A 25618-nucleotide genomic window follows, 5' to 3' on the forward strand; every position below is an offset into this window, starting at 1 on the left:
TTTATTCTCCGAACTGCTTCATTGACGAACTCACTTCTTTCTGAACAAAAGCAATAAATTCTTCAATTTTCATCGTTTGATTTGATTTTCCGTCGTCTCCGTGTTTGCGCACAGAAATGGTACCGTTCTTCTCTTCTTCCTCTCCTACAATCAGCATATAAGGGAATTTCTGCACCTCTGCTTCACGGATTTTCTTACCAATCGTTTCATTTCTGTTATCTACGACCGCGCGAATTTCGTCATTTTCTAGCAAATCTAAAACTTTTTTCGCATATTTTTCATACTTCTCGCTCAAAGACAGGATTATAGCTTGTTCTGGCATCAACCAAAGTGGGAAATTTCCACCTGTATGCTCTAATAAAATAGCTATAAAACGCTCCATTGATCCGAAAGGTGCTCTGTGAATCATCACAGGACGGTGTAATTCGTTATCTGATCCTTTGTAGGTCAACTCAAAACGCTCTGGTAAGTTGTAATCTACCTGAATCGTTCCCAACTGCCAGCTTCTTCCCAAAGCATCCTTCACCATAAAGTCTAATTTCGGACCATAGAAAGCAGCTTCTCCACTCTCGATCACGTAATTTAATCCTTTATCTTCGGCTGCATTGATAATCGCTTGCTCTGCTTTTTCCCAGTTCTCTAATGATCCGATATATTTTTCGGGATTGCTTAAATCGCGAACGGATACTTGAGCTGTAAAGTTCTCAAATCCTAAAGATCCGAAAACGTATAATACTAGGTCAATTACTTTTTTGAACTCTTCATCTAATTGATCTGGCGTACAGAAAATATGCGCATCATCTTGCGTAAATCCACGTACACGTGTCAATCCGTGTAATTCACCTGATTGCTCATAGCGATATACGGTTCCAAACTCAGCAAAACGCTTAGGCAAGTCTTTGTATGACCAAGGTCTAGCGTTGTAAATTTCACAGTGGTGTGGACAGTTCATTGGTTTCAACAAGAACTCTTCCCCTTCTACTGGTGTGTGAATCGGCTGGAAGCTATCTGCTCCATATTTAGCATAATGTCCCGAAGTAACATACAACTCTTTTTGTCCGATATGCGGAGTTACTACTTGTTCGTATCCTGCTTTTTTCTGTGCTTTACGCAAGAAATATTCTAAGCGATCTCTAAGCGCAGCACCTTTTGGCAACCATAAAGGCAACCCTTGTCCTACTTTTTGAGAGAACGTAAATAACTCTAATTCTTTTCCTAATTTACGGTGATCGCGTTTTTTAGCTTCTTCTAATAAAGTTAAATAATCCGTTAGATCTTTTTGTTTAGGGAATGAAATACCATATACACGCGTTAGCTGTTTGTTTTTCTCATCTCCTCTCCAGTATGCACCAGCAATAGACAAGATTTTAAACGCTTTGATAATTCCTGTATTCGGAATATGTCCTCCACGACATAAATCCGTAAATGTATCGTGATCGCAGAACGTAATTGTACCGTCTTCTAGGTTTTCAATTAATTCTACTTTATATGGATTTGCTTCGTTTTTATACATTGCTAGTGCCTCTGCTTTAGAAGCTGAACGCATCGAAAACTCGTGTTTTCCTCTAGCGATATCTAAGAACTTATCTTCAATTCTCTTAAAATCGGCATCTGTTACCTTGTGCTCCATGAAGTCCACATCATAGTAGAATCCATTTTCAATGGCTGGACCGATGGTTAATTTGATGCCTGGGAATAATTCCAATAGCGCTTGCGCCATTACGTGAGAAGAAGAGTGCCAAAATGCTTTCTTTCCTTCTGTGTCATTCCATGAATATAAAACTAGACTACCGTCCGTGGTCAAAGCAGTGGTGGTTTCGATGGTGGTACCATTGAAGTTGGCAGAAATAATATTTCTCGCTAAACCTTCACTTATACTTTTAGCAACATCGAAAGGAGTTACCCCTGAGGCAAACTCTTTCACTGATCCGTCTGGTAATGTAATTTTTATCATAATTATTTTTAAAAAATGAGTTGCAAAGATACAGGTTTTAGCGAATAATAGCAATACATTTTATTCGCTTTACACGCTTTTCTACTGAAATTAATGCAGCATGACTCATTTGGATTTTAAACCCTTGTTTTTTTCCATCTGTTGGATAATTTCTTGGCGATACGTATTTCCCCAATTCGCGAGGGATTGAATGACGGGAGTCAACGTTATTCCAAAGGGAGAGATGGCGTATTCTACAGCTACGATAGCCCCATCTAGTTCCGTTCGAAGCACCAATTGATTGAGTTCTAAATCTCGCAATTCTTTACTGAGTACTTTAGCTGAAATATCGCCTAGTGCTCGTTGCAGTTCCATGAAGCGCAATTTATCGTGTAATAATAGCGTACCGAGAATATGCAACTTCCATTTTCCACTTAAAATGGACATGCTGTCTTTGATTCCCATTACATTGGTCTTACACTGTGCTCGTTGTTCCTCCATTGCTGTACTAAAATTACGCGAGAGGTAAAGGTATGAAAAATTAACGACATTATCCCTATTTTATCTCCCTGCACCATCAAGTTACCAAAAAGTAACTACTTACCTCTTGGTTAGGCCTGCTATTTTCTCGTTTTAATCCACCTAACTTTGCCTAACAAATCAAAAACAAACATGATGAACAAAAAAATAATCTACTGGTTATCAACCGCTTTATTCAGCGCTTTTATGTTATTCAGCGCATATGGCTATTTTACAGATCCTACTTTTAAGGAAGCTTTTGTCTATTTGGGTTATCCCGATTATTTTAGAATTGAACTTGCAATTGCAAAAATACTTGGTGCACTAGCACTGTTGCTTCCTTTTATTCCTCGCATACTGAAAGGATTTGCCTATGCGGGTTTCACCATTAATATTATAGGTGCAGCAATTGCTCATCTAGCCGTTGGTGAGGGTATCGGTTCTTTAACGCTTATTTTTGTAGCGGCTATTTTATTGCTTGTTTCCTATATATTCAACCCTAGCACCACTTGCAATTCAGCAAAATAAAACAGAGGGCTATATAGGGAGGGCAAACTTCCTAGTACTCCCTCCTCTTTGCTAAGCCTTAATTACCTCAATGCATTTAGAGGGCAAAAAGGAAAATAGCAACGGCAAAAAAGTATTCTTAGCAGAAGGTTTCAAAAATTATAACAAAAAGTGTACTTTCGCACTGTATTTTACAACGCAACACACACATTTTATGTACAAGAGTATTCTCAAACCGTTTTTCTTTTCTTTAGATCCTGAAAAGGCGCACCATTTTACGTTCAACTCGTTGAAATTCATCAACAAAATTCCGGGAGTATCTGCCATGATTCGCTCGAAATTCCAGGTGAATGATCCGCGTCTGAAACGCGAAGTATTTGGATTAACGTTTAAAAATCCAGTTGGATTAGCTGCTGGTTTGGATAAAGATGCGAAATTGTACAGTGAGTTGGAGCATTTCGGTTTTGGTTTTATTGAAATTGGAACGATTACCCCTAAAGCACAAGACGGAAATCCCAAGAAGCGCTTATTCCGCTTAGTGGAGGACAACGCTTTAATCAACCGCATGGGATTCAACAATGGGGGAATTGATCAGGCGATTGAGCGTTTGAAGAAAAACAAAGGGACTTTAATCGGTGGAAATATCGGTAAAAACAAAGTTACGCCAAACGAGCAAGCGATTGACGATTACGAGATTTGCTTTGATGCGCTATTTCCTTATGTGGATTATTTCGTAGTGAATGTGAGTTCTCCGAACACGCCAAACTTACGAGCACTACAGGATAAAGAGCCGCTTACAGCTTTGTTGAATGCGTTGCAAACGAAAAACAACAGCAAACCGAAAAGCAAACCGATTCTCTTGAAAATCGCACCCGATTTGACGGATAGCCAACTGTTGGACATCATTGACATTGTGGCGGATACGAAAATTGCCGGTGTCATTGCAACCAATACAACGATTAGTCGCGAAGGTTTACAATCGGACAAAAAGGTTGAAACAGGAGGATTAAGTGGAAAACCCTTAACGCAACGCAGTACAGAAGTGATTCGCTTCTTAGCAGATAAGAGCAACCGCGCTTTCCCAATCATCGGTGTGGGTGGAATTCACTCCCCTGAAGACGCCATAGAGAAATTAGAAGCCGGTGCATCATTGATTCAGTTATACACCGGATTTATTTATGAAGGTCCAGCTTTGATTCAAGCAATCAACAAGAAAATCTTAGAACAATACAAATAAGAAAAATCCGCCAATGGGCGGATTTTTTTATGCTATACTCATTCTTCTTCGAGCATTGACGTGCCTTTTGAGCAATCCCCTGAGGTCCATTCCCACACTTCGTGCAAGCGAATTTTACCACGAGCTAGTATTTCAGGTTTTGATTGACACCTACCCGTCATTAACTCTCCTTTATCATTAATTTGATGGTATCGCATGTCAATCTCTCCTCTTTCATTTACAAGTCCGAGTAAATGCCCACGCACAATCTTTCCGCCTTGGTAAGTTGCCGTTAAGATATTCCCTTCTTGCTTGTAGTGAAACACCGTTTCGTTGGAGGTTTCCCCATTGGGTGTATTACTTGCTGCTCTAAATATTTTGTTGTTGTAGTTAATCATGTTGTTCTTTTTTAGTATGTATGCTCCAGTTGATATTTCACTTGTTCCATGCTGTAATCACTCAATTTTATTTTAGCCTGGATTGGATTGTATAACGCATTGGGATACTTTAATATAGCCAATAAAAGGTACTCGCAACATGTTTCTCTTCTATATTCGTTTTCGATTTGAAAGGTTCGATTAAACAGTTCCACGGTTTTTTCATTGGGATATTTAGCCAATACTTGGTAACACAAGCGCAATTGAGAATGAGACAATTGATCATTATTCAATCCCTCTTCAAAAAATTGCACCACTTCCTCGTAAAAATAGTCATCGGTAAATTCCAACATCGCTTGTAAAGCCTGATAGGGTGATTCTTCTTCTTGAAGAAAGGAAGCAATTAACGCTTTATCTTCTTGCTTTTTATACCTCGCTAAAGGAATCAAAGCCGCTGATTCTCTTTTCTCTTTCACTACTTGTCTTATTCTACTGTAATATTCCGCTTGGGGCGCTAAGTCCTCTAGCACGCTTCTTCTTTCATAGAGCACTATGTTTTCATCATAGATAAAAATACTTTCTAACGTGGTTTGTTCCACTTCATTTAGTTTGTATCCTTGGTAATCTTCCTCATAATATTTTACTACTCCAACGAAGTAGTCGCCTGTGTATTCAGAGCCTCCCAAGCAACCGCTCAACGTTTCTACTCTCGTTGTATCTTGCAAATGAGCCAATAAAATCGGAAATACCTGATCTGAGTTTTTAGCCGCTAAAGCCCTAAAGGCGTAACAACGCACTACTGGATTAGCATAATCGGTTAAGGCTGCCAATTGATCCATTGTAGCTATCTCTTTTAGTTGATTATACCTCTTCCACTGTTCTGAAGCATATCCTCCATCCCCAACATATTCACTTTCAACAACATTGTAAGCTTCCAGTTCTTCCACTACTTTCTTTAAAGCCGGAAGACTGTCTAACTGAAGGGTGAATTTCACTTCTTCCTGTTGGTTTATTTGCTGTTTATCTTTGCAGTTAAACAACGCCATACACAGTACAATACTACATACAAAAGCAATGATTTTCATAGCCTTAATTTTTTAATATGGAATAGACTCTCTATCCCTTTGGATTACACTATATCAACGTACAATAACAGTTATTCTCAGCTGTATCTACTTAAATACCTCAACACCTAAGGTAGAAAATCCCATGGTATTCAAATCCAAACATCCTCCAAAATGATTAATCACCTGATTGCCTATAAAAGGATAGAATGAACCAAAAAGATCGTTCTGAGGGAGGAGTATTGGCTCCAACTTACCCTTTTCCACATCAATGGTATAGAAACAAGCCTGTTCTTCCTCAGTTCCCTCCACAACGGTATCGTATACATAAGAGAAATACACCCGATTTCCTTTGATAAAATAGTCCGGCGCATAGTGCAAAGAAGAATCAAAATCCAACTTAATCTGCCATGCTACTTGTCCTTCTTTGTACAACGTTGCGATATAATCCCCATCAATATAGAAATAGGTTTCTGTATCGATCAAAGACAGGCGGTAAATCAATCGATTAGATGGCAAGGAAACAACCTGCCCTTCCCCTGTTTGAAAATCGTAGCGAAACGCTTCTGCTTTTTTTCTGGGATTCGGCAAAACAAAGGTTTGCATTTGCTCATTCAAATGACCATAAGTAAGCGGATGAGCTCCAGGAAAAGTGTATACCACTTCTTCTGTTTGCCAATTGTAAATAAACACTTTTTCTTTTCTTTTGATATCGCCTCGTATAACAAGCAGATTTTCTACGGGCGAAAACAACCCTTCATAGCCAAAGGCAATCTTGGTTACCATCTGTTCTTCTTGCGTTTCTACTTCTATTATTCGAATAAATCGCTTGCGGGTGTCGAACGTGGTATCGATTGTAAGGGCCTGTTTTCCATCTGCGGATAGGGCTACAATTTCACTTTCTTTGGGTTTCTTGGCTACAAGATATTTCTTTTGCTCTTCCAAGTCATAGACAAAACTCCCATAATTGGAGTTATCACAAAAGAAGGCACGCGGACTCGCTAGACTAATCCCCTGGTCGCTATAATAGATTTCGGGTTGGGTGTTCTTTTTCATCTGGATTTCTTTTCAGGCTAAATATACTTTTAATTCGTGAATCTACCCCTCCTTTCCCCTACCAAAGTAGCGATACCCTAAAAACAAGCTAAAAATATAACGAGTAAAACACAGAGAATAAATCACTTACCTTTTTTTAGTAAAAAAAGGAATAAATACCCCTTGAAATCCCTTGTATTACATGCAAATTATCCTATATTTGCACTCGCAATACAGAAGTAACGCAGACTACTGGAGAAATGGCAGAGTGGTCGATTGCGGCAGTCTTGAAAACTGTTGACTGTAACAGGTCCGGGGGTTCGAATCCCTCTTTCTCCGCAAAGAAAACCGATAGTGTAACTATCGGTTTTTTTATTTTGTAAAAAGAACGGAAAGCTCGCTTTCTGCGTTCTTTTTACAAAATAAAAAAGTGGATAAGCGTAGCTTATCTGTTTTCTTTGTGTCTATTAACCCCCTTTGGGATATGTAATCCCTTGTGTATAAACCGTAAATGTTTTCGTTAGATCGAATGCAACGAAGTATCTGTTTTCTTTTTGTCTATTAACCCCCTTTGGGATATGTAATCCCTTGTGTATAAACCGTAAATGTTTTCGTTAGACAAATCCAACGAAGTATCTGTTTTCTTTGTGTCTATTACCCCCCCTTTGGGATCTGTAATCCCTTGTGTATAAACCGTAATTGTTTTCGTTAGACAAATGCAACGAAGTATTGGTTTTCTTTGTGTCAATTAACCCCCTTTGGGATCTGTAATCCCTTGTGTATAAAGCGTAGATGTTTTCGTTAGACAAATCCAACGAAGTATTGGTTTTCTTTGTGTCTATTACCCCCGAATGGGATATGCAATCCCTCTTTAACTATTCTTTGTCATACCGAGTGAAACGCGGCATACCACTTTGGAATCCGCAATCTCTCTTTTTAATAAAAATGAAAGTATCCAATGTCATACCGAGTGCAACGCGGCATACCACTTTGGAATCCGCAATCCTTCAGTATTTATAATAATTAATTAAAAGCATAAACACCCAATTTTACACCCGAAAATGTAAATTTGGTTTTTTTATGGAATTTATTTAAGTAAATTAGCGTAAGATTTTACGAAATGCGCATATAGGTGTTATTTTACGAAACTACACCGTGTTTTATTTCGCGAAATAACAATGTTGTGCATCAGTCAAAACAGACGCATCGTATAAAAAACACCATATGGACTTAACATCACTTAAAGGAGAAAAAAAGATACAAGCAATTCTTTCCCTTGCGAATGATATTAAAAATGCAGAACTTCTTTTTTCATTAACTACATCTGAAAAAGGAAATGTGAAACAATCTGCATTGCAAGCATTGGCTACGTTTAATTATGAACCTGCTTTGCCAACTTGGAAAAAACTGATTAATAGCAAAACTAAAGGCGAAAAAATATTTCTGCAAACAACAGCAGATACTATTTCGGATATTGTAGCAAACGAATTTTCAGCATTTTTAACCAAATTATTTAAACAACCAAACGGTTATAAACTAACAGAAAACGAACTAACTGATTTTAAAACCTATATTTCGTTAATGTTAGGTAAAGCAAGTGAAAAAATGCAGAATTTGTATTGGCTCATTGCAGAGAATAACGAAAAATTAAGCTCATTTAATTTTCAGGGAAGTTCAAAAGGTTTGCTTATCAATAGCTACATTCATTTTTACAATCCAACAGCTAACGACATTAAAAAGATTTTTCCTGCTGTTCTATCAATGTCAATTTTAAAAACCTTGGACAAAAGGTTAATAACCCTAGCAAATGAACTTTATAAAAAATATGCTGACAATTGGTTGTCTAGCGTTTTTATTTCAGGACTTCTTACACAACCAAGCAATGATGTTTTCAATAATTTTTTAGACAAACTCAATAACAAAGTAGATGTAGGATTTCTATACGACACTTTTGGAACATTGTACTTTGACAAAAACATAGAAAAACACGTTGGACTATTATTTTGGGGACAATATAAATATGGAGAAATTGATACGAGATTTTCATTTTCCAGACCTTTATTTGAGAATTTAGATGAAAGATGGTTTGACCTATTATCAAATCAGCATCAAGAAAAAGTAACATTGCAAGTTTATAATCGAGGTGGAGTACTTTATGAGGCTTATGATGAAATGCTGACAGAAATACTTCCAAATAAGTTTCAAAGCCAAATTATCAAACAAAAATTACAAGACTATTTTATTAAAAGAGAGGAAAAACATAACGGTTCAAGTACTTTATATCTCGATGCGTTAAATATTCTTAATTATGAAATTAACGAACAAATGGTTGAACGTTTCATAAACTGTAAAGATAATGCAGTGAGTAAATATTCCCTAAAAGTTGACATCAATACGTTCACAAATTGGACGGACAAAAGAAAATTAGAATTCTACGAAAAAATATCACCAAAATTTGTACTTAAAGAAGAAATAGAAAGACTAAAAAATGGTGAATAAAATGACCGAACGCACAACATAGCATTGGCAAAATGGCTACGTTTACGGCCAAATTGATACTTTTCGTTTCTATTTCCGCCACTTCGCAAAGCCCCGAAACGTTATGTAAAATTTTAAGATTGAGCGTTAGTAATAATATCTTTATTTATATCAACAATAGGTAAAATAAAATTATCGAAAGCAGTATCTCTAAATCTATCTAATAATAATCCTCTAGTCGTCGAATATGCAACTGCAGCTATATTTGTGGTTAAATTTTTATCCACGCTTATAATACCTTTATCATCAAAAGTATGTAATTCACCAAAATTTTCCACATGAAAAACATATTCAATTGATATTAAAGATTTTGCTACAACATCTTCATTTTTATCTAAAATTTTCTTGATTTCAATATCCAAAATAGCTTGTATCAAGAAGTGTTCGTCATTAAATCCTAAGTCTATTTTATTATCTACCGTAAAATAGAAATCCTCCGATTCATTAATATCAGATACACTATCAATGTTTAACTTATGAAGTTTATAGGAAATAATATTTAATAATTCAGGGGTAAACATGATTATTAGTTAGCTATTTCGTTAAATTGTCTATTATAATAAACTTCTGAAGGAGGTATTTTACAATTAGATTTTTTTGTAACTTTTGATTTCTATTTTATAGATTCGTGCGAAGTATAATTATCATTAATTAATTCATTAAAATCATCTTCTTTTGGTATTTTAATAAGTTCTACGCCTAATTCACATTGTAACTTACATAATGAACGTAATGTAAAATTATGTTCACCATTTAACCATTTTGATATTTCAGATGGTTTTTTTTCTAATTTTTCCGCAAGTTCTTTTTTACTTAAACCTTGCGATTTTAAAGCTTCATTAATTTTTAAAGTTAATTCAGCATAAATACTTGAGAATAATTTAATATCCTCAGGTATTTCATTAATCATGTTTTTTACAAATTGACTTTTCATAATTAATATAAAATTATAGTGTCATCATCAAAAATAATTTGTGATTCTTCTATAGTTATTATTTTTTCAATAATAGCACTTTCAATTTTGGATGCATATCCTTGTGCTTCATGAAACTTCATAGAAACATCTGGGCTATTTTGCGCTTTTTCTGATGACTTAATTCCTCCGTTAAACAAAACTAAAATATTGTCTGAAATTCTATAACAATATAATCTCAAAGGAAAATTTTTATAAAAATAATTTAATTCAAATATTCTACTACTTCCTCTATCAACTATATACGGTAATGCTTGAGCTTTAGCCTCGTTTCTATTAAACAATTCTACCTTAGCTCCGTGAACCTTACAAATTTCATTAATTACAAATTGTAATAATAATTGAGCTGCTTCCTTAATAGTAGAGTCCTCACTTTGACCATACTTTTCAAAAAACTTATCAGCTTCAGTATAACTATCTTCATCGTCAATATCTTGTCTAACAGAATAAATAGTGCACCTTAAGTCTTCATGCCATTTGTCTTAGAAAAATGTACTCATTATTTTTAATTGTCAAAGTTAAGATTAACTTATAAGTTAATCTTATTTGTTACTACTAATTACAATATTCTAAAAAAAACTTCACATAACAACAGTTTGGCAAAATAGCGTTGCTCAGTTTTGGCAATAATCGAAGTTTTTGCGGTGTTAATTCACTACTTCACCAAGCTGTAAAACGTTAGTAAATCTTTTAAAATAGTATGTATATATTCCATAAAGTTATTCTGTGAAATTTTAAATCCTCACAGCTCTAAAAAATTCTATAGAATAACTTTGATTAATATTTTACTTCTTTTTCTCCACGCTTTGAAAAATTTAGCTGTTTTAGGATTTTCTATAAAAAACTGATTTACATTTTCTAGTTAATTTATTAATTGCTCCTTTTCATTTGCTAAACGCTCAAACTGGGATTTATCAATGGTATTCTTAACAGCTACATACATAGAAAACCCTGTTACTAAAAGTAGAAAAATGTTCAGCACTATCAAGTACAACAACCTTTTAGAACTAACAGTCTTATGTACTTTTAAAAGCTCCTCATTATTTTTTGTTATCTCTCGATGAAATTGCTCAAAAGCATTCCGTAATCGTTGTCCTTGTTCTCTCTGTCGGAGTTCAGCAAGATTCACCGTCACTTTGATATTGCTCAAAAATCTTTGATGGTATCTAAATTTGCGTACTCTAATTGTATGACGTGCTGAAGTAGTAATTTAGTCATATCAGTTAATTTAGGTTTGTTTCACTCACAATATCCATTTTTGGAAATAAAAAAATGACGATACCGAGTGCAACGAGGTATCAAGCGCAAAAGTTGGGGCCAATAACCCTAATCCTCTTATTATAGTCCAGTTTACAGTTCTCATGTCCTTCGACAAAGGAGAAATGGTTAGATGGGTTAAACCGATTAACCTTCCTAACCGATTCACAGTTCGCTGTTCACTGTCAACCGTTCGCTGTCAACCGTTCGCTGTTCATCCATTGCGCATTTACCCGTTCTTTTTCTGCGCGCGCTATCTCTTGGTACTATCTCTTGGTACTATCTCTTGGTACTATCTCTTGGTACTATCTCTTGGTACTATCTCGTAGTCGTTTTCGGCTTCCTTTAGCCATTCAGAGACTAATTCCCAACCTGGTTCGTCTAAGTTTATTAATTCTTTTAGTGTCTTCATTTATTAGGTACTTAGTAGATAAATAGAACTGATCGCTAGTATGCCAAGGATAAGGATTACGATCATTATTTTCCGGTAGTTTTCATAACCAAAATATTCAACGAGTATCCTGCTTTTTCTGTTTCCCGTTGGGTCTGTTGCCCATTTCCATCTCTTTATGTATCCTATTAAAATTAGTGTAAAAATAAGACCAACAGTCATATAGGCGAGTTTGGGGTTATTTTTTATATGGTCAAAAATTTCGTCGATGTTCATTGCATCTTATCTCTTTGGTTGTGTGCTGTAAAATTACTAGTAGAAAGCGAGAAGAAAGCTTTTTACCCCAATATCTCAATTGCAAACCCCTCATTTGTTCCGTTATTTGTTGAATGAAACAAAAAGCGTTTTACTTTTTATTACTACTTTCATTTATGCACGCGATAATTTCTAAAATATCAACAAGGATATCCTCTTTATCATCTCCTAGCATTTCAAATAACACAAATTTATCTGTATTATTGTGAATATCAGTCAGGGCCTTTTTTAATGTTAGCAATTCCTCTTTTGAGATGTCAAAAGTTAGAATTTTTGAGCCGTAAGCATTTGTCAAATCAGCACTTCCGTTTCTTTCACTTTCAGCAACAATTGCTGTTAGTGCAATTACCGCATCTTCATAATGTACAAACTGATCGAAGTCTGGATTTTCAAGTCGGACGTTGTTATCTGTGCGTTGACTGAGTAGATCAGGTTGATCAAAATATTTTTTTAAGTCACAACGTTTATAAATTTCCGTCAGCGTTAATTTTTTACTTGGAATTTTCTCCAAAAATTGTTGAAAGTCTCCACCATAATCACTTCCAAATGCGGTGTCTTTCCATTTTTCTATTGCCATTTGTTTTTATTTTAGTTTGTGTTTATTGCTGAAGCGTTGTTCTAAAAATGGAACACAAGATTTCGAGGCATGGCGATGGCAGGCAAATTGAAGCCGGAACTTTCAATTAAAATACAAGTTTACACCGAAGTGAAAAAAGTGATATCGAACCTTTTCATCCCCCTAACCTCCGACCCTTATTTTATTGCCAGCGGGGATTTTTTCAAACGTACGATTTTACTATAAAATCATACGCGTGTTCGGTAAAATAGATCGGAATATTGCCCCAATCTAATTTTCTTTCTTTTGCCGTTTCGTGTGCTTTTTTCATTATTTCCATAAATCTGGCAATTATAATTTGTTCACACCAATCTCTTGCCTCTTGCATTTCATCGGTCCATTCGTCATTTTCCTCCTTTTCTTCAATCGTTTCAAAGAGAGTTTGAAATTTTTCGTAACCTGTCAAGACAAATTCTTTTGTTGTCATTACCTCTCTTTTACAGTCCGAGAGCCATTCCATGTCCTCAAGGTCTAGTCCGCCGTCTTCTTTATAGGCAATGCCGTCTATGTACCAAACATCCGTGTTTATGTCAAATTCGTTCATTTCAAAGTACATTGCTTTAATTTCTATTTTCTTTGAAATTTCTTTGTAAAAATTGTCCATCCAATTGACTAAATCGTCGGTAGGATTTGTAAAGGATTTACCCATAATATCGTGAAATTCTGTTGTAGCAATTTCACTAAGCTCTTTTTCCGCAGTAATAATGGCTTTCTCAAAGTCAAGATTTTCAAGGTCAGAATTTATTTGTTCTGCAAAATCAAAGTTCATTTTTGTGTCTTTTAAATATTATTTGTTTCTGTCATTACCCATTTTTTATCGGTTTCCGCTAACTTGTATATTCCACTTTAAAGTAACGACAAGCTGCCAAAATTAGATGTATAATCGTTGCTTTTTAGTTACCATTCTCGCCAATTATCAATATATTCAGTTTTTTCATCAAGCCCTACAATCGTGCCCATTTTATATAAAGCGGCACATAATCCTTCTCTTTCTTCTGTGTCGATGGTACTTTCAATACCATCGTTATCTTCAATTTTGTTTAGTGATAGCACACAATTTTCAAACAAATTAAGTATTTCGCTACTTTCTGTGTTTTCGGGAAGTGCAATTAATTGGTCTCGAAGCAAATTGAGTTCGACCATTAGAATTGGTTCTAAATCTTCATAAACGACTGGAAGCGATTGCTTGAAATCAATCTTTTGTAATTCTAGCTTTTTCATAATTCAAAATTATCTATTTTTTTGTGAGAAAATTTAAGCGTATAATTTATTTCTCCTGCTTTTTTTGTTGCAATTCTTGCTTGGTTAAGATCAAGTCGATATTCTTTTAGACAAGTTTTGATACTGCTAACCGCTTTTTCACTATCTACAACGCTACAAAAAATATTAATTTTCTTTTGCCCCATATCAAAACCATCAACATCGCCTAATCCATTCCAACCAAGATGGTTTTTTAAATATTCTTGCACCTTGTCTTTAAGCCATAAATCTCTTTTATTCCCTAAATCACTCTTTAAAGGAAACTGAACAACAACCCAGTGATGATTATCTTGATCAATTTGATAATAGCCCTTGTTTTCACAGTCTTTACAAAACTTGTTTACAAAATCGTCATTTTCATTTTTTGTTTCCATCGGAATCTCTTCTACTTTTCCTTTGTAACCAACTTTTCCATCGTGAACAATTGCTACTTTTCTTTTTTCGTCAAACCAAGTTTCTTTGTAAAATAGTTGTTCTTTGTCGTCAGTTTTATAATATTTTATCATTGTACGTTCACTTTGTTTATGCTGTTAGCCATGTTGATGTATAATGGTAGTTCTGGTTTTTGGCTTTGCCTTCTAGGGTTTATATCTGTAGAATCCTGTGCCATAATTCCGGTTGAAAAGTTAACTAGACCGTCGGACTCAAATGTACTATATTTAGTTCAATACGGGTTGCAGAGCAACTAAAAGTATTAATTAATAAATAGGCTTCTGAAGGATGGACTTATAGTAGATTAGAAAGTGTATCTACTTATGTAGGAGCAGATAATGGTTGTTTTGGTGTTGGTGCTAAACCAGGTTATACAACAACAAGACAAATGATTGTATTCTCTAAATAGTGTGATATTTATTGCTGTTCATGATAAAATCTATTGGTTTTTATTTCCAACCAGTGTTAGAAGAAAATGTATCTAAAGAGTGGAGTTATTCTTCCTGAAAATCCACTAGCAAAGAGAATACTTTAGTTGGTTGTAAGGGTATTTTGTAGGGAAGCCTACGCCAGAGCAAATCAAAGAGCTTCGTTTGAAAGAGAGTTTACCAACCATCAATGAACTAGGTAAATATATATTCGTTCAGATGAAACCATTCACTGCTCATCCATTGCCCATTTTCCCCATGATTGCACCGTTTACTTGATTACTACTCATTTTTGAGAGTATGCGTCCTAGCTACCTTCACTCCTATTCACGTTGTAATACTAAAAAAACAAAAAAACGTACAATACCCCCTTCCGTATTCTTCCATTTTTGAAAAAAAAAGGTGTAAATTTTCTTTTTTGTTTTGCACGAAAAATCACTACAAACTAATAACCACTACACTAACAAGAATAAGTTTAGAGTTCCTTTTGGGTTTGTTCGGTGTTTGCTTTGGGTTTGCTTGGTTTGAGGGCCTTTTACCGAACAAACACAAAAGAAAGATAAAACAAACCCAAAAAGAAGACCACCTAGAGGCTATTAAAAAAATCAATAACCACCGAGTTATTATTTTATTTTGGAGTTCGATGAATCTCCACTGCGTTACGATTTCATTTTACGCTTATTTCACCTTTTTGACGCTCAGAATTGGTTAGGAGGTCAACGAAAATTATCTTGATATTGAACGATTCGTTGTCTTTAAAACTTTAATCTGCTCTTTTGGATTCTATTTTTTCATTTGATAAGGCATAATGTCCTACTCTACTTGTGTTTCAGTAATGGAATAGGTAATCCCCTTTTCTCCTTACCTACTCTTTGTCATACCGAGTGAAACGAGGTAGTCTCTATGTTAAGTATCCTCTTCATCTTCTTGATTCCAAACGTTTAAAATATCTTTTTCAAGTACATATGGATTATAGTACGATTTTGCAGATAAAGGGTGTTTTTTATGTTGTTATGAACGTAAATTGTATTTAATTAATCTTGATATTTGATATCAGCTAACTTGGTGTATAAACCGCTTTGTTTTGCCCTAATATAAACAAAAAGACCAAACCTAAATTTGATTGTGGAATAAGCTGCAATGAGAAGAATTATTTTCTAGTTAATTCGATACATCTAATTTTTGGAGGCCATACTAAATTAAAAAAAATGAACAAAGTAGAAATATTTGAGAACGAAAGAGCAGCGGGATACAATCAGTTTGTAGAAACGTGGATACCAAATTATAATTATTTTTTAGATCGTTTGCCTAAGCTATTGAGCGGAGCAAACCATAAAAATGTATTAGTAGTGGGTTGTGGTACTGGAAATGAAATAGAAAGATTTATTCAATCACCTGAAACTTGGACCATAACAGGTATAGATCCTTCACCAGAAATGATTAAACAGGCGAGTGATAAACTGCAAAACAACAAGAATGTAACGTTAATTGAAGGTTTAGTTTCCGATTTAAATATCGAAAAAAAGTATGATGTAGCTACGCTCTTATTGGTTTTGCACTTTCTTGACGATAACGGGCAAAAATTAAATTTATTGAAAGATATCGCCAATCGATTAATGTCGGGGGCAACATTTGTTATGTTGGATATTACAGGTAATAAAGAACAAATTAAGCAAAATTTAAACGTGCTTAAACTTCTTTTACCAGATGGTTTGGACGAAACAGAAATCAGTAATCGCTTGAATAGAATAGAAAATGAACTTTTTTCTGTTTCAGAAGAAAGGTTGTCAGCCTTGTGTATTGAAGCTGGATTTGAGCAGCCACTTCGTTTTTTTCAATCGTCCATTTACCAAGGTTGGTTAACAACCAAAAAATAAGGTAAACCCAAAAAAAGGTAATAGTATTATACATTAAACCTCGTATTCCAAGAAACCATCGTGATGTCTATTGAAAATTTCCTCTTTTCCCGAATAAGAGAAAGATCTTATATTGGAATATTTTACCGAATAATTTTCTAACTTTACCATTCAATCTTTTTAAATCAATGGCTTTATCTTTGAGCCTTGTTAATTCAGCTATTACTATGGAACACAAAATACACCAAGGAAGAAATGTCAAGCGTTTTAGAGAAATGCTTGGAATCAAACAAGAGGTTCTTGCTTTTGATTTAGGAGAAGATTGGAATCAAAAGAAAATTTCTTTACTAGAACAGAAAGAGGTGATTGATCATTCGCTCTTACAGCAGATTTCTAAGGTGCTGAAGATTCCTGTTGAAGCAATTGAGAGTTTTGATGAAGAGCAGGCGATTAATATTATTTCTAGTACATTTAATGATAATGCTGTCGGAGTCATAGTTAACAATAACAATCCTTTAGAAGCAATTGTAAAACTTCACGAAGAAAAGATTGCTTTGTATGAGCGTATGCTTAAAGAGAAAGAGGAGATGATGGCTCGTTTGGAAAAGTTGATTCAAACTAGGTAGATATAAGTTTCTATATATAACAGAAAAAAGGTAGAATTACTAGAGAGGGTATTCTGCCTTTTTTGCTTATATAGATTATTCATCCCTTTGATATAATAGCCAACATGCCTCTATTAATCTATTTATACTAATAAAAGAGGTATTAACTTCTATTAATGGTGGTTCTATAAAGTCTCCAATTGCAAACTGTGTTATTTCAAATAAATCACTTTCTAACTTAACTACAGATTGTTTTTCAAAAACATGTTCAAATACTAAATAGGGATTTAAATATTCCTCTTGCGAAAGCGAGCCCAAGAATGTCATCAATTTGGAAACTTCTGATTTGTCTATTGGACTTATCGAATAGTATTTTTTTGGGTTGCTTACTATCTTATAACTGCAACGTACAATCGAACGCAGTAAAGAATAGATCAAGAAAACTATATGAGGGGTTTTCTGTAGATAAATTTCACTTTTATGCGTGTGATTCATTAATTCTGATAGATGCAATTTTAACTCAGGAGGGTGAACTACATCAAATAAGCAGTACAACATATAATAAGGATTCTTGATTGGTTCTCCATACCACATATGGGCTTCTAAAGAAAATTTTACTTTTTTCATCATTCATATCTTTTATGGTTTATTTAAAATTATCATGCTTTATATCAGTAAACTATTCGTTTGATAGGTAAATTATCTGCTATAAAAGTATTATTGATTTTGAAAATATAAGACTCATTAAAACATAGAAAATCAGAACTAAAAGAAAAGAATTATTAGGTTTTATTTTTTATTACTGATTACACAAAGTTAGGCCATGCCTAGCGGTTCACTAACAAGAAATTCCCCCATAAATGCTTGACTAAAGTTTTTGTTTTATTGCGTTGCTTCTTGTGCTCGCTAAGTCATTGCCCATTTGTAGGGAAGCCTACAAATAACAACATCTTAATGACATCCTCTTTTTATGACTTCGTTTATTTCAACCAACCGATTCTTCTTGTATGTTTGGAGTACTATATTTAGTGCGTTAAATAAATCCCATTTTCACCTATTTGTTGTGAGGAATGTTATTCAGGTTTCTTCGAATCGCTACTATTAATTGAGGATAATTCCCAAATTTATCTGGAGATAGAATAAAGGAGCTTTTATCAGCTAAAACGATTTCATTGAGGTGAAATCCATCACTTATTTGCCCTGTTCTTCCTTGTAAGAAAGTTTTGTGCTGGTTAATTCGTACAATTTCGTGATACGGTATACTTCTTTTTCTCAGTCCTAAGAAATATTGAATTTCTATTGCATTATTTCTTACAATTATTTTTGTAATTTTTAAAAATTCATATGTTCCACCTAGTACAAATAAAATAATAACAAAGATAAAAATGAGGGCTGCTCTCTCTTTTGTGGGGTAATAATTTCCATCCAAAAATTTAAGACATATACCAATGCTAACAATAGCAGCGAAATATCCAAAAATCAGTTTTAAAATGTATAGATTTCTAAATTTAGAAGTTATGGTTCCCATATCATTAGGTCGTGATTTCTTTACAGATCAGCTGTTTTATTTTCTAAATAAATATAAGATTAAATCTTCATTCTATTATAAATTTTGTTGTTTTTGTTGTTTTTGTGTTTTGACTAGGACAATTTAGAAACCGTAATTGTTATTTTATCCAAATGCTATGAATACGTACTTATATCTAAAAAAGATTTCGTTTGTAAAGCAAGCTATGGGAGCCTTATTCCTTATTTTTAGTGCTTTGTCCCTACTCATTTCAATCAATGCATTACTTTTGTACTTAGTTTTTTTTCTTTTTTTGCAGGGCTTTATTTAGCTACAACGTCAGCCCCTAGCAGCTTCAACCACGCTAAAAGATGAACGAATATGCATCAACGTGTTTAGCGAATCGAACAGTAATAAAACGTTATTCAGGACGACGGATAAAAACGAAGCGTTGGAAATTGCTGAAATTATTGCTTCTTTTTATAAAGTTGACATTAAAAACAAGCTGTAATACAACGTATCCCTCTGAGCAAGTACTTCTTGTTTGATCTAAAAACTAAATTGGATCAAGTGATGGTTGAAGTACTCGAAATTGAAATTGAACTTCCCTACTTGCTCTTGCAGTGGGCTGGAAAACTACTTTGGAGTTGTTGGGTTTTTGGTTAAATAGTAGGTAGACTCAAAATATTGAGGGGTTTATAGATTTCCCTGTCTTATTAAAAAATGGGGTTATATGTTTGAAAACAATAAGGGTTTATTTATTAATAGAATATCATGATATTATTCAAAATCTAAAAAATACTTATCTTAGTAAAATACACTTTACTACAAAAAAACTATGAACATCAAAAATAATGAAGTAGAAATAGACAAGGCTCTTCCATTTAAAAACTGTAAATTAAATAGACAGATTTACGCTACTACTTTGACAAGTATAATTGAAAATTATAATCAAGGTTTTGTTCTTGCCATCAATAACAAATGGGGATACGGTAAAACTACATTTGTACAAATGTGGGAGCAACACTTAATAAATCAAGGCTTTCAAACGATATACTTCAATGCTTGGAAAAATGACTTTGAAGATAACCCTCTTCTTGCTTTAATAGGTGAATTGAATTCACATTTTCAACAGAACAATAATATTGCACCAGTTATTCAAAAAGCTATTACAGTAGCTAAAAATGCAGTTCCAACTTTGGTAAAGGCTGTTGTGAGCAAATATATTGATACAGAAATAATAGTAGATGCAATTGACGGAATCTCTAAAGGAACAATGGAGTTATTTGAAAAGGATATAAAAGAATATAATGATAGAAAAGAATCAATAGAAGAATTCAAAACCTCTCTTTCAAAATTCGTTGCAGATAATACAGAAGATAAACCCCTTATTTTTATAATAGATGAATTAGATAGATGCAGGCCTAATTATTCTGTATTACTATTAGAACAGATTAAACATCTATTCTCTGTACCTAATGTTGTCTTTATTTTATCCATTGATAAAATTCAACTAGGAAATGCTATTAAAGGTGTTTATGGTAATGATAAAATCGATTCAGAAGAATATCTTAGAAGATTTATAGATATAGAATATTCTTTGCCTAAACCAGATAATTATATTCCTTTTCTATATGACTATTTTGATTTTAAGTCCTTTTTTTATGATTCGGATAGGATTCAAAGATTTGGAATAAATTATAACCAAGATGACGAATTATTTCAAATATCTTGTAAGAACTTGTTGTCTAACCTAACTTTAAGACAACAAGAAAAAATCATGTCACATATAAGAATAGTACTGAGAATATGTCCTAAAGGATATATATTTCATTCTCATCTATTAGTTTTTCTTGTCTATTGTAAAATTATACATCAAGAATTTTATTTAAAACTAATAGGAAAAGAAGATATCCAAACAGTCCATAATGATTTTTATGCTATAATTAAGCCCCTAATAAAAATTAAAGAAGATGACATGGTTAGTTTAGAAGCATTCTTTTTACAAAGTTATTACTCTAGTTTAAGTCCTAGAAATTATGCTATTTATAACAGTAAATCTAATAGTTCAGATGACTACGACCTGCTTATTGAATCAAAAATCAATAATGAACTCTTTATAAGAAAACTGAAGAGTATTGATTCAACTAGATTTTATAATGCGTTTTATGATTCAATTGATAATTTGCTTGATAGGATAGAACTTACTAATGGGGTAATTATCAATTAAAAATATAATAAGAAATAATAGTATTTCCGGAATTCAATAATAAATATTAGGATAATTACTTTATGTTTGAAAAGAAAATAATATTATTTAATTGTTTCGAGATTCGTATTGAAATTATCTTAATAAGTAGTTATGTTAGCGGTAATCTATCCGAAAAATCTTTATAAAAAATGCAGATAAACATACAAGCATTAAAAGACTTGATTGAAACTTCAAAAACAGAAAGAGAAGTTTTAGGCAGAATAATTAATCCAATTATCGAAAAATTCAATTTGCCACAAAAAGAAATTTTAGAAGTCTGTCAAATAGGGAAATTTGTATATAAAATAGATTGCGAAATAAATATTGTAGATAAACCAAAACCGCCAAGGCCAGACTTTATAATTGAATATGACTCAAAACTAGTAGGATTAGAACACACAAGAATATTTAGTGAGAATGCAGACAATTATAATCGTACTAAATCTATTATAGAATATTCAGAAAAAGTTTATAGAAAAATATTTCCAGAAGATAAAGTTCACGCAACTATTTCAATCATTGATGACAATATTGAATATAAACAAAGTGAAAAAAAATCAATAGCAATCGAAATTGCTAAATACGTTAATTGTGTAAAAAATCAAATTGCAGTAGAAAAGCCAACATTTATTGAAAATGTTAGAACAAGAATACATTCACAGATTGACTTTACTTATAAAGAAAAAAAATGGGAAGCTGGATATTTGACTAAAGAACGTTTAGAAGAAGCAATTCGGAAAAAAGAAACAAGACTTGAAATTTATAAAAAAGGAGAAACAGAAATTTTAGAGTATTGGTTAGTGCTTTTAATTGGTTCACTTTCATCGGCATCCTATGAATTAAAGGAGAATGAAAACTATGAAATGTTATCTGAGTTTGATAGAGTATATTTAATGACTGACTTTGATGCAGAAATTATTAGAATAGCATAAAGTTTTCACAATGTGGTTGGTTTAGTTTATAATTAGGAATTCAAATAGATTATTTCTTTTTGTTAAAGAATTTAAACATCCCAATCATAGTTTAAAACTTTCGTAATAAGGTGCGCACAACAGTTTAAAAAAGTGAACATCCCAATTGTTAAACAATATAAATGACATGGAATTGAAAAGCTATACAGATCTTCAAAAAGAAAAACAAAGCAACCATGAACCTATTTTTTATTCTGATCTTCTTAATACACTTGAGTGGAAGAACAGAAGAAAAGTTATTTTGAATAGAGATAATAATATTTGTAAAAAATGTAAATCTGAACCATCAGAATTCATATGTGGAAAACCTTATAGGAAAACTACGAAAGAAGAAAAAGAAGCTGCTATAAAAAAATATAAAGAAAGTGATATAGCTAAAAAATGGTTCGCTAGACTTGGAAGACATGCTAAAGCAGCAATTCCTATTTCTACCCTAACAGACAAACCAATAATTTTACATGTACATCATAAATATTATATAAAAGGTAAATTGCCTTGGGATTATTTAGATGATGCTTTGATAACGTTGTGCCATGGTTGTCATCAAGAGACACATGACACAGAAGAAATTCCTGTCTATACTGACGAGAAAATGATTGACAAAATGGATTTAACATCATGTGATAGATGTAATGGGAGCGGATATTTATCTGAATTCCATTATTATCAAAATGGCATATGTTTTAAATGTAAAGGAAATAAATTTCTGGAACTAATCTAAGTAAAATAAAACGCTTAGATAGGTTCATTTAAAACTAAACTAATCCTTGAAACAAGAAGTGAACTATATTAGAATATATAAATAGGAGCCCATAACTTTCCAAATTAGCTACTCACCCCAATCCAAGAAAGTGCCCCGTTATTTATAAAGCATACGGCATAAAAGAGGCTAACCCTCTTTCTCAACAAAAACCGATAACGCTCGTTATCGGTTTTTGTTGTTTATTTACCCAAAGGGCAATATATACTCCTCTCTTCTACTCTCTTCCTGTTTTTTGAGCATCAAAACAAAACCTATACTACCTGTATAGTATGGCTTTGCAATGCAGGAACAACTTTAAAGTATACTAATAAAATTACCACAAAGGTAACAGCAAAGGTAACAGCTAGTTATGTTTTGAGGCACTCAAAATTGAAATAGAACTTCTCTCCTATTTGCTTTTGCAGAGTGCTGGAAAACAACTCCGAAGTCGATCGTTTTTTATTGAGATAGAAGATGAATCTTTAATAGTTGAGATTTTTAAAACTATGTTTCCGATTTACATTTAAGTATTTTGATCTCATAAAAAAAAACAATACTCTTTTTATTTTAATAAAATTGTCTGAATATTTTTTTTTAAAACTTTAACTAATTGTTTTTTCTATAATTTTTTTATTATATTGCATTAAATTAATGTTAAATAATTAAAATTTATATCATGAGAAAACTATTTTTTTATTAACTGGAATTTTATTTTCATCACTTATCCTTTCTTGTAGTGATGAAAATAAAGAAGTGTTCAATAACACGCAAAAAATCGTTGATATTAGCAATGAAGAAGTAGAAGCAAAACCCATTCCTGATTTTGATGTTAATGATTTTAGAATCGTAATCTATTTGAAACTTTTAAAAGTTCCTAAAAGGATTAGCCCAACAGGTGGAGGTGGTGGTATTGATTGCTCTTTTGGATTTGGAGTATGTGGTGGTATACTTATCACGTGGTATCAAGTTCCATATAAACATAAACCTGAAGTTTTAGAAAATGAAGATGTTGCCTTGGTTTATAAAGTTGACAAAGATAATAAGAGAGTAATTTTTTACGCCCCAAATAGTTTAACTTCTTTAAATGAATTTAGTCAATCTGATGTTGCTGAATTTACTATCTATGAAGATATGGTAGTTGAAAAAGGTGTAGTATTAAAACCAGGAGATTACCCTAAACAATATGACAGTAAAGGGAATTATGCTTATGCAGTAGATATATATTAATATTTTTTTATGAGAAAATTTTTTAAAATTATTATATTCCTATTTCCATTTATTGTATTTGGGCAAGGAATGGAAATAAAAGACACTCCTAAAGAGTATGTTGATCATATAGTTAATATATGGGAAGTTGATAGTAATAAAATTGTATACATTTCAAATGAAACATCACTCTTTAAATTAGCCTCTAACTTTCATGAATCTGTATTATCTTTTGTAGAAGGGAAGCTTTCTACAAGTGCTGAAATTTTAGACGGAAGAAGAAAACGGAATAAAAAAGTTTGCGGACTAGCTTTGAATAATTTGGACATTGAAAATGTGAGAAAACATTTAAGAAAAGGAAAAGATTACACTAAAATTAAATTAAAAAGGATTGTAGATGACACGGAATTTAATTTTGGAAATGATAGTATGACCGCAGTACTAGTTTATTCAAAAAAACTAGATTACGTCATAAATGATTATTTTAAAGTATTAAAGGAATTTTCGGATAAAGGGATGGATTATGTTATTATCACGATGGACAATGAAATATCGAGTCAAATTCCAGGGGCATTAAGTCAAGGACAAGGTGTATCATTTTAATATTTAAAAACAATAAGTAAGCCCTGATATTATTAGGGCTTACTTATTTTTATTTCCCCATTCTTTAGAGGTAGTTAATACCTAAATTATAAATTTTATGATTAAAAATAAATATCAAAAATGATTATTAATAAAGGGAAAAAATAATTAAATCATACAAAACATCATAAACAGTACTTTTTTTATTACACAAATACTTGCCATATAAATTACGTATTTTTACTTTTTAGAATCAAACGATTCCAATCATAGTGTAAAACTTTCCGAATAAGGTGCTCACGACAATCCAAAAAAGTGAATATCCCTATTTATAAAGCATACGGAGTAAAAGAGACTAACCCTCTTTCTCTACAAAAACCGATAGCGCTTGTTATTGGTTTTTTTGTTTATTTACCCAAAAGGCAATAGGTACTCCCTTTCTTCTACTCTCTTCCTGTTTTTTGAGCATGAAAATAAGCACAATGCTGCCTGTATAGTATGCCTTTCAATGCAGGAACAAATCGAAGCCTAGCGAAAATAAATCGCTCCAATTCCCCCCTTGTTGGTCTCATTTGCATGGTGGACTCAGAGGATGCGACCCTTCGTTGCCTCAGGGTGACATACTGGATGGAAGTACGGTCTGGGAATACTCTCGTACATTCAAATGTATCCACCCGAGCAAGTACATCTTGTGAGATATAATTATTCTATAGTGTCTGTATGTAACTTATCAGAGAGAAATCAAGAAGGTACTTAAATGTGACTTGCTTATTTTGGATGATTTTGGACTACAACCTTTTGATAATCTGATTAGAGAAGCGCTCTTTGATATCGTTGATCAAAGGTATAATCAAGCTTCTATTATTTTATCCTCACAAATACCTGTAGCTGCTTGGTATCCTTTAATCGGGGAAAATACTATTGCAGATGCGGTTCTTGATCGAATCGTCAACTCTTCTCATAGAATAGATCTTAATGGAGAATCAATGAGGAAGACAAACTTTTAGCGTTTGAAATAACTTTTTTTGTATTATTGT

General features: G+C 33.1%; 26 protein-coding genes, 1 tRNA gene and 1 pseudogene. 12 read left to right on the top strand and 16 right to left on the bottom strand.

The window, feature by feature from the left end; genetic code table 11:
• Position 1 precedes the first annotated feature (1 nt).
• Together thrS and FBR08_RS00635 are read right to left on the bottom strand one after the other, a co-directional pair.
• The gene (gene thrS, locus FBR08_RS00630; RefSeq protein WP_158960580.1) at positions 2-1954 is read right to left on the bottom strand and encodes a threonine--tRNA ligase; all 1953 of its coding nucleotides are present in this window, start codon (positions 1952-1954) and stop codon (positions 2-4) included.
• A gap of 105 nt (positions 1955-2059) precedes the next feature.
• A complete protein-coding gene (locus FBR08_RS00635) occupies positions 2060-2434 on the bottom strand; it encodes a winged helix-turn-helix transcriptional regulator (protein ID WP_158960583.1) in 375 nt (124 codons plus the stop codon).
• 171 nt (positions 2435-2605) lie between these two features.
• Here FBR08_RS00635 and FBR08_RS00640 point away from each other — a divergent pair, with 171 nt between their 5' ends.
• Both FBR08_RS00640 and FBR08_RS00645 read left to right on the top strand, forming a co-directional pair.
• On the top strand, positions 2606-2980 hold the full coding sequence (locus tag FBR08_RS00640; protein WP_199268616.1) for a DoxX family protein: 375 nt from the start codon (positions 2606-2608) through the stop codon (positions 2978-2980).
• A gap of 193 nt (positions 2981-3173) precedes the next feature.
• Positions 3174-4196 carry a quinone-dependent dihydroorotate dehydrogenase gene (locus tag FBR08_RS00645; RefSeq protein ID WP_158960586.1) on the top strand — a complete coding sequence of 341 codons (1023 nt, stop codon included), beginning with the start codon at positions 3174-3176 and terminating at the stop codon, positions 4194-4196.
• 38 nt (positions 4197-4234) lie between these two features.
• Here the strand turns inward: FBR08_RS00645 and FBR08_RS00650 are convergent, their stop codons facing one another.
• The 3 genes from FBR08_RS00650 to FBR08_RS00660 all read right to left on the bottom strand — a co-directional run bounded on the left by FBR08_RS00650 (position 4235) and on the right by FBR08_RS00660 (position 6672).
• Complete coding sequence (locus FBR08_RS00650; protein WP_158960588.1) at positions 4235-4573, bottom strand: n-acetylglutamate synthase; 339 nt, start codon at positions 4571-4573, stop codon at positions 4235-4237.
• 11 nt (positions 4574-4584) lie between these two features.
• Entirely contained in the window at positions 4585-5637 is a 1053-nt protein-coding gene (locus FBR08_RS00655; RefSeq protein ID WP_158960591.1) for a hypothetical protein, read from the bottom strand.
• An 87-nt stretch (positions 5638-5724) separates the two neighbouring features.
• The gene (locus FBR08_RS00660; RefSeq protein ID WP_158960594.1) at positions 5725-6672 is read right to left on the bottom strand and encodes a hypothetical protein; all 948 of its coding nucleotides are present in this window, start codon (positions 6670-6672) and stop codon (positions 5725-5727) included.
• A gap of 233 nt (positions 6673-6905) precedes the next feature.
• Here FBR08_RS00660 and FBR08_RS00665 point away from each other — a divergent pair.
• A tRNA-Ser gene (locus tag FBR08_RS00665) sits at positions 6906-6990 on the top strand.
• Positions 6991-7875: 885 nt separating this feature from the next.
• Entirely contained in the window at positions 7876-9150 is a 1275-nt protein-coding gene (locus FBR08_RS00670) for a hypothetical protein (RefSeq protein ID WP_158960597.1), read from the top strand.
• A gap of 113 nt (positions 9151-9263) precedes the next feature.
• Here the strand turns inward: FBR08_RS00670 and FBR08_RS16815 are convergent, their stop codons facing one another.
• From FBR08_RS16815 to FBR08_RS00715, 9 genes are all read right to left on the bottom strand, one after another.
• On the bottom strand, positions 9264-9710 hold the full coding sequence (locus FBR08_RS16815; protein ID WP_233266174.1) for a hypothetical protein: 447 nt from the start codon (positions 9708-9710) through the stop codon (positions 9264-9266).
• A 92-nt stretch (positions 9711-9802) separates the two neighbouring features.
• Positions 9803-10099 carry a helix-turn-helix domain-containing protein gene (locus FBR08_RS00680; protein WP_158960600.1) on the bottom strand — a complete coding sequence of 99 codons (297 nt, stop codon included), beginning with the start codon at positions 10097-10099 and terminating at the stop codon, positions 9803-9805.
• 26 nt (positions 10100-10125) lie between these two features.
• Positions 10126-10446: a hypothetical protein gene (locus FBR08_RS00685; protein ID WP_158960603.1), complete on the bottom strand. Its 321-nt coding sequence runs from the start codon at positions 10444-10446 to the stop codon at positions 10126-10128.
• A gap of 1265 nt (positions 10447-11711) precedes the next feature.
• Positions 11712-11831: a DUF2625 family protein gene (locus FBR08_RS17095; RefSeq protein WP_158960606.1), complete on the bottom strand. Its 120-nt coding sequence runs from the start codon at positions 11829-11831 to the stop codon at positions 11712-11714.
• A 3-nt stretch (positions 11832-11834) separates the two neighbouring features.
• Positions 11835-12086 (bottom strand): Imm17 family immunity protein, encoded by a 252-nt coding sequence (locus FBR08_RS17100; RefSeq protein WP_158960609.1) that lies wholly within the window; start codon positions 12084-12086, stop codon positions 11835-11837.
• 130 nt (positions 12087-12216) lie between these two features.
• Positions 12217-12702, bottom strand: coding sequence for an imm68 putative immunity domain-containing protein (locus FBR08_RS00700; RefSeq protein WP_158960612.1), 486 nt, complete (start codon positions 12700-12702; stop codon positions 12217-12219).
• A gap of 202 nt (positions 12703-12904) precedes the next feature.
• Entirely contained in the window at positions 12905-13510 is a 606-nt protein-coding gene (locus FBR08_RS00705) for a hypothetical protein (protein ID WP_158960615.1), read from the bottom strand.
• Between the two features lie 128 nt (positions 13511-13638).
• The gene (locus FBR08_RS00710) at positions 13639-13962 is read right to left on the bottom strand and encodes a hypothetical protein (RefSeq protein ID WP_158960618.1); all 324 of its coding nucleotides are present in this window, start codon (positions 13960-13962) and stop codon (positions 13639-13641) included.
• Complete coding sequence (locus FBR08_RS00715) at positions 13959-14507, bottom strand: hypothetical protein (protein WP_158960621.1); 549 nt, start codon at positions 14505-14507, stop codon at positions 13959-13961. Before FBR08_RS00715 ends, FBR08_RS00710 begins: the two co-directional genes overlap by 4 nt.
• Before the next feature lie 1562 nt (positions 14508-16069).
• Here FBR08_RS00715 and FBR08_RS00720 point away from each other — a divergent pair.
• Positions 16070-16738: a class I SAM-dependent methyltransferase gene (locus FBR08_RS00720; RefSeq protein WP_158960624.1), complete on the top strand. Its 669-nt coding sequence runs from the start codon at positions 16070-16072 to the stop codon at positions 16736-16738.
• A 206-nt stretch (positions 16739-16944) separates the two neighbouring features.
• Positions 16945-17343 (top strand): helix-turn-helix domain-containing protein, encoded by a 399-nt coding sequence (locus FBR08_RS00725; protein ID WP_158960628.1) that lies wholly within the window; start codon positions 16945-16947, stop codon positions 17341-17343.
• A gap of 75 nt (positions 17344-17418) precedes the next feature.
• Here the strand turns inward: FBR08_RS00725 and FBR08_RS00730 are convergent, their stop codons facing one another.
• Together FBR08_RS00730 and FBR08_RS00735 are read right to left on the bottom strand one after the other, a co-directional pair.
• On the bottom strand, positions 17419-17952 hold the full coding sequence (locus FBR08_RS00730; protein ID WP_233266176.1) for a hypothetical protein: 534 nt from the start codon (positions 17950-17952) through the stop codon (positions 17419-17421).
• 424 nt (positions 17953-18376) lie between these two features.
• Positions 18377-18850, bottom strand: coding sequence for a hypothetical protein (locus tag FBR08_RS00735; RefSeq protein WP_158960631.1), 474 nt, complete (start codon positions 18848-18850; stop codon positions 18377-18379).
• A gap of 817 nt (positions 18851-19667) precedes the next feature.
• Between FBR08_RS00735 and FBR08_RS00740 the strand changes: the two genes are divergently transcribed.
• The 6 genes and pseudogenes from FBR08_RS00740 to FBR08_RS00765 all read left to right on the top strand — a co-directional run.
• Positions 19668-21059, top strand: a complete 1392-nt coding sequence (locus FBR08_RS00740) for a KAP family P-loop NTPase fold protein (RefSeq protein WP_158960634.1) — start codon at positions 19668-19670, stop codon at positions 21057-21059.
• A 170-nt stretch (positions 21060-21229) separates the two neighbouring features.
• Positions 21230-22012, top strand: a complete 783-nt coding sequence (locus FBR08_RS00745; RefSeq protein WP_158960637.1) for a hypothetical protein — start codon at positions 21230-21232, stop codon at positions 22010-22012.
• A 166-nt stretch (positions 22013-22178) separates the two neighbouring features.
• Positions 22179-22772, top strand: a complete 594-nt coding sequence (locus tag FBR08_RS00750) for a hypothetical protein (protein ID WP_158960640.1) — start codon at positions 22179-22181, stop codon at positions 22770-22772.
• A 774-nt stretch (positions 22773-23546) separates the two neighbouring features.
• Complete coding sequence (locus tag FBR08_RS00755; RefSeq protein ID WP_158960642.1) at positions 23547-24020, top strand: hypothetical protein; 474 nt, start codon at positions 23547-23549, stop codon at positions 24018-24020.
• A gap of 9 nt (positions 24021-24029) precedes the next feature.
• Positions 24030-24602 carry a hypothetical protein gene (locus FBR08_RS00760; protein WP_158960645.1) on the top strand — a complete coding sequence of 191 codons (573 nt, stop codon included), beginning with the start codon at positions 24030-24032 and terminating at the stop codon, positions 24600-24602.
• A 704-nt stretch (positions 24603-25306) separates the two neighbouring features.
• Positions 25307-25588: pseudogene (locus FBR08_RS00765) on the top strand (ATP-binding protein); the annotation flags it as partial.
• Positions 25589-25618: the final 30 nt, after the last annotated feature.

This window comes from Myroides fluvii, from assembly GCF_009792295.1.
In the GTDB taxonomy this organism is placed as follows: domain Bacteria; phylum Bacteroidota; class Bacteroidia; order Flavobacteriales; family Flavobacteriaceae; genus Flavobacterium; species Flavobacterium fluvii_A.